This is a genomic window from Gordonia spumicola (genome assembly GCF_009932475.1).
Lineage (GTDB): Bacteria > Actinomycetota > Actinomycetes > Mycobacteriales > Mycobacteriaceae > Gordonia > Gordonia spumicola.
Window position 1 is genome coordinate 321,721 of the sequence record NZ_BJOV01000002.1, and the last position, 12,357, is coordinate 334,077.

A 12,357-nucleotide genomic window follows, 5' to 3' on the forward strand; every position below is an offset into this window, starting at 1 on the left:
TACCACTCACGCGAGCAGGTACGACGACCAGACGCCGACGGCGACGAGGGCGCCCGCGAGTTCGATGAGGATCAGCAGGCCGACGGACTTGCTCGCGGCGATCCCGCCGGTCCAGCCCGCGCGCCAGTCGCCGAGGCGAAGGCCCTCGGCGACCACGGTGCCGAGGACGAAGCCGAGCGGCAGTCCGATCACGGGGACGACGAAGAACCCGACGATCCCGATCGCCCCGCCGACGACGAGAGACCATCGGGAGACGTCCGACTTGGCGAGCGACCGGCCGCCGACGACGTACTTGACCACCCACGCGATCAGCATCGCGGCCAGTGCGACGGCGAACACCCACCATGCGCCGCCGCCGGTGACGATCGCCCAGATCAGGATGCCCGCGGCGACGAGCGTGGTCCCCGGCAGCATCGGCACCACGATGCCGAACAGGCCGACCACGATGAGCAGGACGACGCCGACGTATCCCCACGTGTTCACCTCGTCAATGTACGCATACGGTGGAACGGTGGTCCTCGACGTCACGCCCGCCGGGCGCTTCGCCCCCTCGCCGTCCGGTGATCTGCACATCGGCAATCTGCGGACGGCTGTGCTGGCGCAGTTGTTCGCCGACGCGTCGGGTCGCCGGTTCCTGCTGCGAGTGGAGGATCTCGACCGGGTCAGAGAGGGCTCCGAGCAGCGGCAGCTCGCCGATCTCGCCGCGCTCGGCCTGCGGTGGGCGCAGCCGCTGGTCCGGCAGTCCGACCGCCGCTCCGTCTACGAGACCGTGATCGCGCGGTTGACCGCCGACGGCCACACCTTCGAGTGCTTCTGCACACGCCGCGAGATACTCGACGCCCCGTCGGCGCCGCACGCCCCGCAGGGCGCCTACCCCGGCACCTGCCGGGACCTCACCGAATCCGAGCGCGAGGAACGACGCCGCACGCGTCCCGCCGCGATCCGCCTGCGCGCCGACGTCGCCGAGTTCACCGTTCACGACGTGCTGCACGGCGACTTCACCGGCGACGTCGACGACTTCGTCCTCCGACGCAACGACGGCACCCCCGCATACAACCTGGCGGTGGTCGTCGACGACGCCGAGACCGGCGTGGATCAGGTGGTCCGCGGCGACGACCTGTTGACGTCCGCTCCACGTCAGGCCTACCTCGCGACCAGGCTCGGGTCGTCGCCGCCGGAGTACGCGCACGTCCCGATGGTCCTCAACACCGCGGGCGCACGTCTGGCGAAACGCGACGGAGCCGTCACCCTGGCCGATCTCGCCGACACCGACGTCGACGCGTCGGACGTCCTGTCCCTGATCGCGGTGTCGCTCGGCATGGCCTCGGCGGGTGAACGGGTGACGCTCGACGTCCTCCGGGACCGTTTCGACCCCGCTCGTCTCCCCCGCGACCCCTGGATCTTCGCGGGCGCACCTTAGCGCGCTACACGTTGTGGCCGCGGCGGGTGCGGTGGATGAGGCCGTCCCAGGCGTGCTCGCCGGTGCGGTCGGCTACGGTCCTGGCTCGGGAGAGGATCCGGTCGGCCATGTCCGGGCGCCCCGCGATCATCTCGACTTCGGCCGCGAGCACCAGGAACATCGGGAGCATCGCGGTGCTCCCGTCCGCGGTGTAGACGGCGACGGCGTCCCGGACCACGCCCGTGTCGAACGGCGCACCGGTGCGGGCCCGCGCCCAGTAGCCGATGATGTCCGCACACGCCGCCCACTGCGGTGACCCCGCGGTTCGCAGTTCCGCGGCCAGCACGGACGACGCGTCGGCCACCCCGTCCGGCTCGTCGAGGATCGCCGCCACTTCGACGGCCGTCAGCCTGGCGACCAGTGCGTTGAATCCGTCTCCGCGGGCGAGCGCCAGGTCGGCGCCCTCCCTGACGTGCAGGCGGGCGGCGGTCGCGCGGCCGTCCAACGCCTCGCTGACCGCGAGGTAGCCGTGCACGCGAGGATGGAAGAACGCGGTCGGATCGGCCACCGTGTCGGGCGGCTCGTAGTCGGCGAAGAACGTCTCGGCGAGACGACGGCCGCGGGCGGCGTCGCCGCGGAGCATCGCGAGTCCGATCTGCACGAACAACGAACCAGCGGACGGTCGCCCGTCGCCGTCGACCATGCGCTGCGCCAACGACTGCGCTTCGTCCAGCGCCCCTCGCCCGCACAGGACGAGGCAGTGCAGTGCCGCGGCCACGTGCTGGTCGTCGCCCAACTCCCAGGCGCGGGTGACGGCCCGTTCGACGGCGTCGCTCGATTGACCGTCGATGATCGACGCCGCGCCCGCCACATTCAGCCACAGGCCGGCGAGGATCCCGTCGTCGACCGGCGTCTCCGGTTCACGTTCGACGATGTCGATGACTCGCGTCGACAGCAGTGCGATGTCGCGGTGCGCACACCGGACGAGGGCCCGGTCGAGGGCCGCCGTGATCACCTGCACCGTGTCGACCGGCGACAGATACGCCCCCGCCTCCCACGCATGATGGGCCGCCGCGACCATCGCCTCGTATGCGGGCGTCCGGGCGGGCGAGGCGTGTGCCCGGTGGACGGCGACCGCGCCCGCGTGCAGACGCTGCAGGACGGCCAGGGAAGTCCGGGCGATCGTCGCATCGCGCAGCAGTCCGTGCGCGAAACGGTAGGTGCGCGGCCCGGCCAGGTGCACGATCTCCGTCGCGACGGGCGCCGCGAACGCCTCATGGACGTGGGCGACGTCGCGTCCGGTCAGTTCCGCGACCACCGCGACGTCCGCTTCGGCTCCGATCACCGCCGCCGCGGCCAGCACGTCGAGCGAGTCCTGGCCGCAGGCGTCGAGGCGGGCCCCGATCACGTCGACGAGAGTGTCCGGCACTCCGCTCGGCGCCCCGTCGACACCCGCGACCCGGACCAGTTCCTTCACGTACAGGGGATTCCCGCCGGTACTCTCCCACACTGCTCGGGCGTCGGCCGCGGTGAGCGGCTCCTCTGCCACAACGCCCGCGAGTTCGGCGGTCGCGCCGACGTCGAGTCCGCCGAGCCGGACCACGGTGCCCCGGGTGGACCGCAACCGCGGGTCGAGGTCGGAGCCCGACCAGATCACGATCACGGCGACCGGCCTGCCCGCGATCCGGTCGGCGAGGAGCGCGAGCGCGTCCAACGACGCCGGGTCGGCTCGGTGGACGTCGTCGAGGACCACCAGCAGCGGCCTGTCGACGGCCAGGGTCGCGATGACGTCGACGACGCCGGAGGCGAACTCGAAGTCGGACACCGCGGGGATGCCCGGCACGGCGAGCCCCTCGGTCCACTCGGGAAGCAGGCTCGACAACGCGTCGGCCTTCACGCGGCCGAGGCGTTCCCGTTCGGCCGGATCGGTGACGACCTGCCGCAGGACCTGCGTCCACGCCCACCCCCGGGGCGGCCGCAGGCCCGCGGGCTGCCCCGCCCAGCCGACGGCGAAGTCGTCTCCCGCATCGACGACGACCTGTTCGGCCAGGGTCGTCTTTCCGATGCCGCTCGGCCCGGTGACGACGACGAGACCGCCCCGCCCGGCGCGGGCGGCGTCGACGGTCTCGGCGACCACCCGCAGCTCCCTGGTGCGGCCGACGAACGACCTGGTCGCGGGCCTGCGGATCATGCCGGGGCGCGGTGTCAGCAGCGACGGGTCGCGGTCGCCGATGCGCTGCGCGAGCTCCCGCAGGTCCGCACCGGGCACGGTCCCGACCTCCGCGAGCAGGATGGCGCTCGCGCGGTCGTAGGCCTGCAGGGCCTCGCCGGTTCGGCCCGTCGCGTGCAACGCGATCATGAGGTGTCGCCAGAACGGTTCGTGCAGCGGATGCCGATTCACCGTGTCGGTCATCAACGCCAGGTGCCTGCCCGGTTCCCCGCGTCGTGCCGACAGCTCGAACAGGTCGTCCAGGGCGGTGCGTCGTCTGACGTCGGCCGCGGCCGACGCCTGCCGGGCGAACTCGGCGTCCCCGAACTCGGCGAACGGCTCCCCGCGATACGTGTCCACGGCTTCGACGAGGGCCGATTCGGCGGCCGCGAGGTCGCCCGCCCGGGCCAGGTCCCGACCTCGGGCGGCCGCGGCCGCGAAGTCGACGAGGTCGACGGTGTCGTCGGCGGACAGGTCGAGCGCATACCCGTGCCCACGGGACACGATCCGGGGCCGTCCGTCGACCGCGGCGAACTGCCTGCGCAGGTTGGACACGTATGCGCGCACCGACGTCAGCGCCTTCGTCGGCGGCGTCGAACGCCACAGGACGTCGACGATCTCGCCCGATCCGACGGTCGTGCCCGGATCGGCGAGCAGCCGGGCCAGCAGCAGGCGCTGCTTGGGTCCGCCGAGTCTCAGTGGTCCTTCGGGGCCGCTGGCGGCGACGACTCCGAATGCGCGGAAGGCGATCATCTCAGTCGAAATGAATACTCCATCCTGACGTCGTCGTGCAGCGTTCCAATCATTCTCCAAGCGACCGATCCTACGGTGTCACCACTCACGACGCCGGAGCCCCGACGTCGCCATATCCGGGCAATCCGGGATCAGGAGGACACCGACATGCACATCTCAACTCTCACCCGCGGCCTGGTCGTCACCGCGTCGGCGTGCGCGCTCGTCGTCGGCGCCGCCGCCTGCGGCAAGGACGACTCGTCATCCGCGCCCAGCTCGACATCGTCGTCGACCAGCGCCGCGAGCACCACCACCACGACGGCCACGACGTCGACCACCAGCGGCTCGAACCCGACGATCGCCGACTACATCAAACAGCAGGGCATCACCGAGACGAAGGCGACCCCGGGCGAGGACGGCGCACCCGAGATCGACAGCGTGACGCCCGACGGTTGGGAGGTCGTCGGCAAGAGCGATCTCCCCGAGTACGCGCTCGGAGCCATCAAGTACACGGGACCGGAGTCGGAGGGCTCGAACTACACGGCCAACATCGTCTCCCTGTTCTCGAAACTGACCGGACCCGTCGACGTCGACAAGCTGTTCGAGCTGGCGCCGGGCGAACTGCGCAACCTCGATCAGTTCCAGGAGATCGGCTCGGGTCACCGCGACACGCTGTCGGGCTTCCCGTCGTACAAGATGGCGGGTCAGTACAGCCTCGACGGCATGACGGCCCTCACCGCGCAGCAGACCGTGGTCATCAAGGCGTCCGACGGCGTCTACGTGCTCCAGTTGAACGCGACGAGCAACGAGGCCCAGGCCGACGCTCTCCAGAAGGCGATGGACTCGATCGACGCGAACGTCAAGATCACCGCCTGAGCGGCTGATCTCCGCGAATGCCGACGGACTCGCCGCGGAGGGCGGCGGGTCCGTCGGTGCGGTCAGAGCTGGTCGATGCGGACGAGGTTGCCGGACGGGTCACGGAAGGCGCAGTCCCGGACGCCGTAGTTCTGGTCGGTCGGCTCCTGGACGACGTCGGCTCCCGCGGCGACGAGCGTGTCGAAGAGCGCGTCGAGATCGTCCGATGCGAGGGTCACCGCACCGTACGACCCCTTCGCCATGAGGTCGAGGATCGTCTCGCGTTCGGCGTCGGTGACGCCGGGATCGACGGCAGGCGGGTGCAGGACGATCGACACGTCCTGCCCGACCGGACCGACGGTGATCCAGCGGAGGTCGTTGTAGCCGACGTCCTTGCGGACCTCGAAGCCGAGCATGTCGCGGTAGAAGGCGAGGGACTTCTCGGCGTCGGTGTGCGGGAGGAATGCGTAGTGGATCTTCACGTTCGTGGTCATGCAGGCAACGCTAGGCGTCCGGGCGCGGGCGCGCTTCTCGATTCCTGACCGGTCTGGCGACCTGTTTCGCCAGGCACGCGGGCACCCCGTCCCAGTCGCCGTCACGTTCGCGGCGGTACACGCTCGGCGGCACTCCGACGAGTTCGGTGAAGCGGGTGCTGAACGTGCCGAGCGACGACGACCCGACGGCGAAGCACACCTGAGTCACCGACATGTCGCCGCGTCGCAGCAGGGTCATCGCGCGTTCCACGCGCCGCGTCATCAGATACGAGTACGGCGACTCACCGTAGACGCGCTTGAACTCGCGGCTCAGGTGACCCGCCGACATGTACACGCCGCGGGCGAGTTCCTCGACGTCGAGCGGTTTGTCGAATTCGCGGTCGATGCGGTCGCGCACCTTCCGCATCGCGACGATGGTCTCGCGCCGGTCATCCGCCATCGCCGGTCGTCACCCGTTGCGCCCGCGGGCGGCCACCCGCCAGCGGTCGACGACGAGCCCGCCGCGCACCACGGCGACGTCGTCGACGAGGTTCAGGACGGGGCACACGTGATTGGGCACCACCCGGATGCGGGAGCCGCGGGCGGGGAGCGTCGCGTTCTCGCCGAACTCGACAGTTGCATGATGCTCGGACAGCGCGGTGACCCTGGCGTCCGGGTAGTCGATGAGACGCGCGAAACCCGTCGCCCACGCGGGGCGGTCGCTGCCGAGGATCTTGCTTCCGGAGTCGAGGACGATCCGCCGGTCCCCCGGCCGGTCGTAGCGTCCGACGACGGTCGCGAGGACGGTGAGCGCGATGTCGTCGGCGCTCACCCGACCGAGCTCCCACTGCTGGGCGTCGCCGAACACGTAGACGCCGGGTCTCGACTCGGTGACCACGTCGGAGTCGACGAGCAGGGCGCTCGGTGTGGACCCGCCGCTGCGGACGTCCACGCGGAAACCCGCCTTCGTCAGCAGATCGGCTGCACGACGGAGGGTCTTGGCCTCCTGCGCCGCGGCCGCGGCCTGCGCGTCGGGGCCGTAGCTGTGGCCGGGGAACGTGAACACGCCGGACACCCGCAGTCCCGCGTCGGTCGCGGCGTTCGCGACCGCGACCACCTCGTCCGGCCGCACACCGGTGCGGTGATGGCCGCTGTCGAGTTCGATCACCACCTCGACGTTCGACGCCGCGTCGCCGAGCAGTCGTCCCGCGGCGACGGCCGCCTCGACCGAGTCGATGCCGAACGAGACGTCGATCCGCGCGGCCAGCGCGGCGAGTCGGTGCGCCGACGATCGGGTGAGCCACAGCGGGTAGGCGATGAACACGTCGTCGATCCCGGCGTCCGCGAACACCTCGGCCTCACCGATCGTCGCGACGGTCAGACCGGTGGCGCCCGCGCCGATCTGCTTGCGGGCGATCTCGACGATCTTGTGGGTCTTCGCGTGCGGGCGGAGCGCGACGCCCTTGGCGGTCATCGCCGCGGCCATCGCGGCGATGTTGCGATCGACGACGTCGACGTCGACGATCACCGTCGGCGTACCGACCATGTCACCCATTGCGTGCGCTCCCCGCGTAGTAGCGGCCCAGGAACTCGTCCCGGTACTCGATGTAGTTCCCGTCCTCGATGGCCTTGCGCGCCCTGTCGACGAGAGTGATCGTGAACGACAGGTTGTGCAGGGTCGCGAGGGTCGACGCGAGCCCTTCCTTCGCTTTGAACAGATGATGCAGATACGCCCGGGTGTACTGCGTCGAATAGTTGTCGAGTTCGGCGTCGAGCGGGCTGAAGTCGCGCTTGTACTTGGCGTTCGTGATGTTGTAACGGCCGTCGAACGAGTAGATCGCGCCGTTGCGCGCCACGCGCGTCGGGGAGACGCAGTCGAAGGTGTCGGCTCCGTTCTCGATCGCCGTGAAGATGTCGTCGGGCTCGCTGATGCCCAACAGGTGACGCGGCGCGTCGTCGGGCATCTCGTCGGTGACCCACCCGACGATGGTGCCGAGGTTGTCCTTCTCGAGGGCTCCGCCGATGCCGTAGCCGCCGAAGCCCTTGCCGCCGTTCTCGCGGTCGATGCGGCTCAGTTCGACGAGGTCGCGCGTGGCCTTGCGGCGCAAGTCCTCGTACTGCGCACCCTGCACGACGCCCCACAGCGCCTGCTGCGGGCGGTGCGAACGCTGCGTCGAGAGGCGGTTGTGCTCGGCCAGGCAGCGGATGGCCCACTGCCGGGTCCGCTCCAACGACTGCTCCTGGTAACCGCGCGTGTTCATCAGGGTCGTCAGCTCGTCGAACGCGAAGATGATGTCGGCGCCCAGCTGATGCTGGATGCCCATCGACACCTCCGGCGTGAACCGGTGGCTGGTGCCGTCGATGTGCGATTTGAACGTGACGCCGTCGTCGTCGACGTTCGCGAGACGTTCCTTGCCCTCGGCGATGAGCGTGTCGTCCTGCGGTCCGGTCGCGTCCATCGAGATGACCTTCTTGAACCCGACGCCGAGCGACATCACCTGGAATCCGCCGCTGTCGGTGTAGGTCGGCCCCGACCAGTTCATGAACTTCCCGAGACCGCCCGCCTCGTCGACGATGTCCGACCCCGGCTGCAGATACAGGTGATACGCGTTGGCGAGCACCGCCTGCGCGCCGAGTGCCGCCACCTGTTCGGGGACCACGGTCTTGACCGTCGCCTTGGTGCCGACCGGGACGAACGCCGGTGTCGCGATCTCCCCGTGCGGGGTGACGATGGTGCCGGTACGACCGGCCGTCCCGTCGAGGGTGGCACGCCGGATGAACTCACTGCTGGTCACGAGGACCCATTGTTCCAGGTTCGCTACCGTGGGGACCATGATGACTCGCACGTACAAGCTCGCCGCCACCGCTGTGCTCGGTCTCGCCCTCGCCGGAACGGTCGCCGCGTGCGGCGACGAGACCGAGGCCCCGAGTGCCGCGTCGAGCACCGTCGCCGAGGTGACACCGCCGTCGGACCGCAGCGTTCCCGTGGTCCCCGGCCGCAAACCGACGTCGGAGACGACGCAGACCCCGAAGTCGAGCACCCCGGACGGCGTGAAGTCGTGCGGCGCGACCGCCGGACCCGACGGAGCGCTCCAGATCCACCTCGTCGGCGGCGACGTGACGTGCGCGACCGCGAAGGCCATCGCCAAGGACTACAGCCCGCTGATCGCCACCGGCAAGGCGCAGAAGATCAAGGAGTGGGACTGCGGTCCGTCGAATGTCGCAGGCGAACTCGCCCGTTGCACCAAGGACGACCTGGCCTTCGCGCTAGTGCCCTGATCGAGTTTCCTGAACCGCTAGTCCGTTGCATAAATGATTGCATCAGCATGCTGGTTGAGCCGGGCCGGAGCGATAGCGGAGGGCCGTGTCGAAACCTGGTGAGGTCGGCCCTAAATTGGTGACAACTCTCACTAATTTCGATGGTCACGCCTGTTTCGTGGCGACAATTCAGAGCATTCGGACTGCAGTTTCAGCGAATGTCACCGGGTTTCGACGCGGGTCTCCGCTATCGCTCCGGCCCGGCTCAACCACCATCGTGTTATGAATACTTATGCAACGGATTAACGGTTCGGCGCACTAGCTGGTGCCCTGATCTCAGGCGAGTGCTTCGGCCACTCGTTCGAGCTGGGCGACTCGGCTGCCCTTGACCAGGACGGCGTCGCCCGGCGCGAGGTCGCCGAGGGCGTCGACGGCGCCTGCCACGTCGGACACGTGGATCACGTCACCGTAGGCGGGTTCGTCGACGGCGATGACGGTGACGCCCAGGTCGGCGGCCGCCCGCGCGACGTCGCGATGCGCGGCAGGCCCGTCCTCGCCCAGTTCGGCCATCGTCCCCAGGACCGCGAAGCGGCGTCGGGCGTCGATGCGGGCCAGTGACGACAGTCCCGCGATCATCGACGTCGGGTTGGCGTTGTAGGCGTCGTTGATGACGGTGACGCCCCCGGCTGTCGTGCTCATCTCCATCCGCAGGCCCGACAGCGCGGCGTCGTTCAGTCCGCCGGGCAGGGCCTCGATCGGCACGCCGAGTCCGCATGCGGCCGCGGCGGCGGCGAGGGCGTTCGGGACCTGATGCTCGCCGCGCGCCTGCAGCGCGACGGGTGTCGAACCCCACGGGCTGTGCAGTGTGAACGACGCCCGCAGCTGTGCGTCGAGGACGATGTCGGTGGCCCGGACGTCGGCGTCGTCGGCCACGCCGTACGTGAGGACGCGGGCCCGCGTGCGGTCGCGCATGCCGCGGACCACGGGATGGTCGGCGTTGAGGACGGCGACGCCGTCGGCGGGCAGGGACTCGACGAGTTCGCCCTTGGCCGTCGCGATGTCGTCGAGGGTGCCGAACATCTCCAGGTGCACGGCCTCGACGCGGGTGATCACGCCGACGGTCGGCGAGGCGATGTCGCACAGCAGCGCGATGTGTCCGACGCCGCGGGCCCCCATCTCCAGCACGACGGCTTCGGTGTCGTCGGGAGCGCCGAGCAGGGTGAGCGGCAGTCCGAGTTCGTTGTTGAACGACTTCTCGCTGGCCGCGGTGCGGTATGTGGTCGCGAGCGCACCCGCGAGCAGGTCTTTCGTCGAGGTCTTGCCGACCGAGCCGGTGACGCCGACGACCCGCGGCGGCAGGGACGCCCGGACGGCGCGGCCGATGTCGGCCAGTGCGATCGCGGTGTCGGCGACCCGCACGGCCGTCGCCGTCACCGCGGGATCGGGCGCCCTGTCCGTCAGGTAGACGCTCGCCCCCGCGGCGACGGCGACCGGGATGAAGTCGTGGCCGTCCCGCGCGGCGACGATCGGCACGAACAGTTGGCCCGGCGCGATCGTGCGTGAGTCGATGCTCGCCGAAACGGCCTCGACGTCGGGTCCGTGGAGCGTTCCACCGGTGGCTGCTGCGATCTGGCTGGCGAGAAGGTGCACGGGTCCAAACGCTACAGGCGAACACGTATCCTGGCACCCATGAGCACCCCCCTGCTGCGGTTGGTCGTCCTCTACGGCGGAGTGTCCGCCGAGCACGACGTCTCCCGTGTGACCGCCGCCCACGTCCTGGCCGCGGCCGACACCGAGAAGTACGTCCTCGTCCCCGTCGGCATCGACAAGAACGGCACGTGGCATCGCAACGACGCCGCAGCCGCCGCCCTCGCCGCAGGTGAGGAACTCCCGAACAGCCTGCCCGTCGAGGGCCCCGAGGTGGACCCGCTGTCGGTGATCCGCGACGCGCAGCGAGTCGAAGGGCCGGGGCAGCTGACCGTGGTCCTCCCGCTGCTCCACGGCCCGCACGGCGAGGACGGCACCGTCCAGGGCATGCTCGAACTGTTCAAGGTCCCGTATGTGGGTTGCGGGGTCCTGTCGTCGGCGCTGTGCATGGACAAGGCGATGGCGAAGGAGGTCGCGGCCCGCGCGGGGATCCCCCAGTGCGACTGGCTCACGTTCCGCGACGGCGTCGACGACGCCCGGACCGTGGTGTCCGAGGCCGTCGACCGACTCGGGCTTCCCGTCTTCGTCAAGCCCGCCAACATGGGGTCGTCGGTCGGCGTCACACGCGCGACCACCCGTGAAGAACTCGACGAGGCGATCAACGTCGCGCTGCACTACGACGACGTCGTGGTCATCGAGGAGGCCGTCGTCGGACGTGAGATCGAGGTCGGTGTGCTCGGCAACGCCGCCCCCGACACCACGCTCCCCGGCGAGATCAAGCCGGGCAGCGACTTCTACGACTACGAGGACAAGTACGTCACCGGCAACGCCGAGTTGATGATCCCGGCTCTCCTCTCGGACGAGGCGATCGCGCAGGTCCGCGAGCTGGCGGCGGACGCGTTCGTCGCCCTGCGCTGCGCCGGGATGGCCCGGGTCGACTTCTTCTACGAGGAGGACGGCCGCGGCTGGCTGCTCAACGAGATCAACACGATCCCCGGCTTCACCCCGGCGTCGATGTACCCGAAGATGTGGGAGGCCTCCGGGATCGCGTACCCCGACCTCATCGACCGCCTCGTCACCCTCGCACTCGACGTCCACCGACGCCGCAGCTCGTTCTCGACCGAACACTGACACCACGGCATAACTTTGGTGACGTCGTCCGGGCCAGCTCCGGGAAACGTCACCAAACTTTTCGGAAGGACTCCCATGCGCACACTGATCGTCTCCGCATTCGTCTCGGCCGACGGCGTCGCCCAGGCCCCCGGCGACGACGGGACATACCGGAACGGCGGCTGGACCGTGACCGGAGCCGAGTTCGACCCCGCGTCGTTCGAGATGAAGGGCTCCGAGCAGGAGGAGTCGACCGCGATGCTGCTCGGTCGTCGCAGCTACGAGATGTTCGCGCCCGTCTGGCCGACGATGGACGAGTTCGCGGGTTACAACGCGATGCCGCGCTACGTCGTGTCGTCGACCCTCGAGACCGGCGACGACCGCTGGCCCGCGACCGTCCTGCGCACCCTCGACGAGGTCGCCGCGCTCAAGGAGACCGACGGCGGTCCGATCATCGTCCACGGCAGCCTCGCACTCGGTCATGCTCTCGCCGACGCCGGACTCGTCGACCGCTACCACGTCCTGACGTTCCCCGTCCTCCTCGGCGAGGGCCAACGCCTCTTCAGCGGCTCCTCGCACGACATGATCAAACTGTCGCTCGTCGACAGCGCGGTCTACCCCAACGGCCTGCAGAAGCTGATCTACGACGTCGTGCGGTAGGTGTAGTTACTCGG

12 protein-coding genes are annotated in these 12,357 nt (G+C 69.8%); 5 read left to right on the forward strand and 7 right to left on the reverse strand.

Annotated elements, in window-relative coordinates:
- Positions 1-6: 6 nt before the first annotated feature.
- Positions 7-483, reverse strand: coding sequence for a DUF456 domain-containing protein (locus GYB83_RS03645; RefSeq protein WP_161894202.1), 477 nt, complete (start codon positions 481-483; stop codon positions 7-9).
- A 7-nt stretch (positions 484-490) separates the two neighbouring features.
- Between GYB83_RS03645 and gluQRS the strand changes: the two genes are divergently transcribed.
- Entirely contained in the window at positions 491-1,420 is a 930-nt protein-coding gene (gene gluQRS, locus GYB83_RS03650; protein WP_161894636.1) for a tRNA glutamyl-Q(34) synthetase GluQRS, read from the forward strand.
- A 4-nt stretch (positions 1,421-1,424) separates the two neighbouring features.
- Here the strand turns inward: gluQRS and GYB83_RS03655 are convergent, their stop codons facing one another.
- Positions 1,425-4,361, reverse strand: a complete 2,937-nt coding sequence (locus tag GYB83_RS03655) for an ATP-binding protein (RefSeq protein ID WP_161894203.1) — start codon at positions 4,359-4,361, stop codon at positions 1,425-1,427.
- A gap of 147 nt (positions 4,362-4,508) precedes the next feature.
- Between GYB83_RS03655 and GYB83_RS03660 the strand changes: the two genes are divergently transcribed.
- A complete protein-coding gene (locus GYB83_RS03660; RefSeq protein ID WP_161894204.1) occupies positions 4,509-5,216 on the forward strand; it encodes an LpqN/LpqT family lipoprotein in 708 nt (235 codons plus the stop codon).
- Positions 5,217-5,278: 62 nt separating this feature from the next.
- Here GYB83_RS03660 and GYB83_RS03665 read toward each other — a convergent pair whose 3' ends face one another.
- Genes GYB83_RS03665 through tgt form a run of 4 tightly spaced genes read right to left on the reverse strand, consistent with a single transcriptional unit; the run spans position 5,279 to position 8,502 of the window.
- Positions 5,279-5,689: a VOC family protein gene (locus GYB83_RS03665; protein ID WP_161894205.1), complete on the reverse strand. Its 411-nt coding sequence runs from the start codon at positions 5,687-5,689 to the stop codon at positions 5,279-5,281.
- A gap of 10 nt (positions 5,690-5,699) precedes the next feature.
- Complete coding sequence (locus GYB83_RS03670) at positions 5,700-6,128, reverse strand: helix-turn-helix transcriptional regulator (RefSeq protein WP_161894206.1); 429 nt, start codon at positions 6,126-6,128, stop codon at positions 5,700-5,702.
- 9 nt (positions 6,129-6,137) lie between these two features.
- Positions 6,138-7,223 (reverse strand): alanine racemase, encoded by a 1,086-nt coding sequence (locus GYB83_RS03675; RefSeq protein ID WP_161894207.1) that lies wholly within the window; start codon positions 7,221-7,223, stop codon positions 6,138-6,140.
- Positions 7,216-8,502, reverse strand: coding sequence for a tRNA guanosine(34) transglycosylase Tgt (tgt, locus tag GYB83_RS03680; protein WP_161894208.1), 1,287 nt, complete (start codon positions 8,500-8,502; stop codon positions 7,216-7,218). Before tgt ends, GYB83_RS03675 begins: the two co-directional genes overlap by 8 nt.
- On the opposite strand from tgt, the gene GYB83_RS03685 reads away from it, so the two are divergent.
- Positions 8,501-8,947: a hypothetical protein gene (locus GYB83_RS03685; RefSeq protein ID WP_228461155.1), complete on the forward strand. Its 447-nt coding sequence runs from the start codon at positions 8,501-8,503 to the stop codon at positions 8,945-8,947. The genes tgt and GYB83_RS03685 overlap by 2 nt on opposite strands.
- A 315-nt stretch (positions 8,948-9,262) precedes the next feature.
- Here the strand turns inward: GYB83_RS03685 and GYB83_RS03690 are convergent, their stop codons facing one another.
- Positions 9,263-10,576, reverse strand: coding sequence for a UDP-N-acetylmuramoyl-tripeptide--D-alanyl-D-alanine ligase (locus GYB83_RS03690; RefSeq protein WP_161894209.1), 1,314 nt, complete (start codon positions 10,574-10,576; stop codon positions 9,263-9,265).
- A gap of 39 nt (positions 10,577-10,615) precedes the next feature.
- Here GYB83_RS03690 and GYB83_RS03695 point away from each other — a divergent pair, with 39 nt between their 5' ends.
- Both GYB83_RS03695 and GYB83_RS03700 read left to right on the forward strand, forming a co-directional pair.
- Entirely contained in the window at positions 10,616-11,704 is a 1,089-nt protein-coding gene (locus GYB83_RS03695) for a D-alanine--D-alanine ligase family protein (RefSeq protein WP_161894210.1), read from the forward strand.
- Between the two features lie 75 nt (positions 11,705-11,779).
- On the forward strand, positions 11,780-12,343 hold the full coding sequence (locus GYB83_RS03700) for a dihydrofolate reductase family protein (RefSeq protein ID WP_161894211.1): 564 nt from the start codon (positions 11,780-11,782) through the stop codon (positions 12,341-12,343).
- The last annotated feature ends 14 nt before the right edge of the window (positions 12,344-12,357 follow it).

Bases quoted from the DNA above. Each gene is read 5' to 3' on its own strand.
- GYB83_RS03675 (WP_161894207.1), bottom strand. From the start codon at position 7,223: ATGGGTGACATGGTCGGTACGCCGACGGTGATCGTCGACGTCGACGTC.
- GYB83_RS03685 (WP_228461155.1), top strand. From the start codon at position 8,501: ATGATGACTCGCACGTACAAGCTCGCCGCCACCGCTGTGCTCGGTCTC.
- GYB83_RS03670 (WP_161894206.1), bottom strand. From the start codon at position 6,128: ATGGCGGATGACCGGCGCGAGACCATCGTCGCGATGCGGAAGGTGCGC.
- GYB83_RS03695 (WP_161894210.1), top strand. From the start codon at position 10,616: ATGAGCACCCCCCTGCTGCGGTTGGTCGTCCTCTACGGCGGAGTGTCC.
- GYB83_RS03665 (WP_161894205.1), bottom strand. From the start codon at position 5,689: ATGACCACGAACGTGAAGATCCACTACGCATTCCTCCCGCACACCGAC.
- GYB83_RS03660 (WP_161894204.1), top strand. From the start codon at position 4,509: ATGCACATCTCAACTCTCACCCGCGGCCTGGTCGTCACCGCGTCGGCG.
- tgt (WP_161894208.1), bottom strand. From the start codon at position 8,502: ATGGTCCCCACGGTAGCGAACCTGGAACAATGGGTCCTCGTGACCAGC.
- gluQRS (WP_161894636.1), top strand. From the start codon at position 491: ATGTACGCATACGGTGGAACGGTGGTCCTCGACGTCACGCCCGCCGGG.
- GYB83_RS03655 (WP_161894203.1), bottom strand. From the start codon at position 4,361: ATGATCGCCTTCCGCGCATTCGGAGTCGTCGCCGCCAGCGGCCCCGAA.
- GYB83_RS03700 (WP_161894211.1), top strand. From the start codon at position 11,780: ATGCGCACACTGATCGTCTCCGCATTCGTCTCGGCCGACGGCGTCGCC.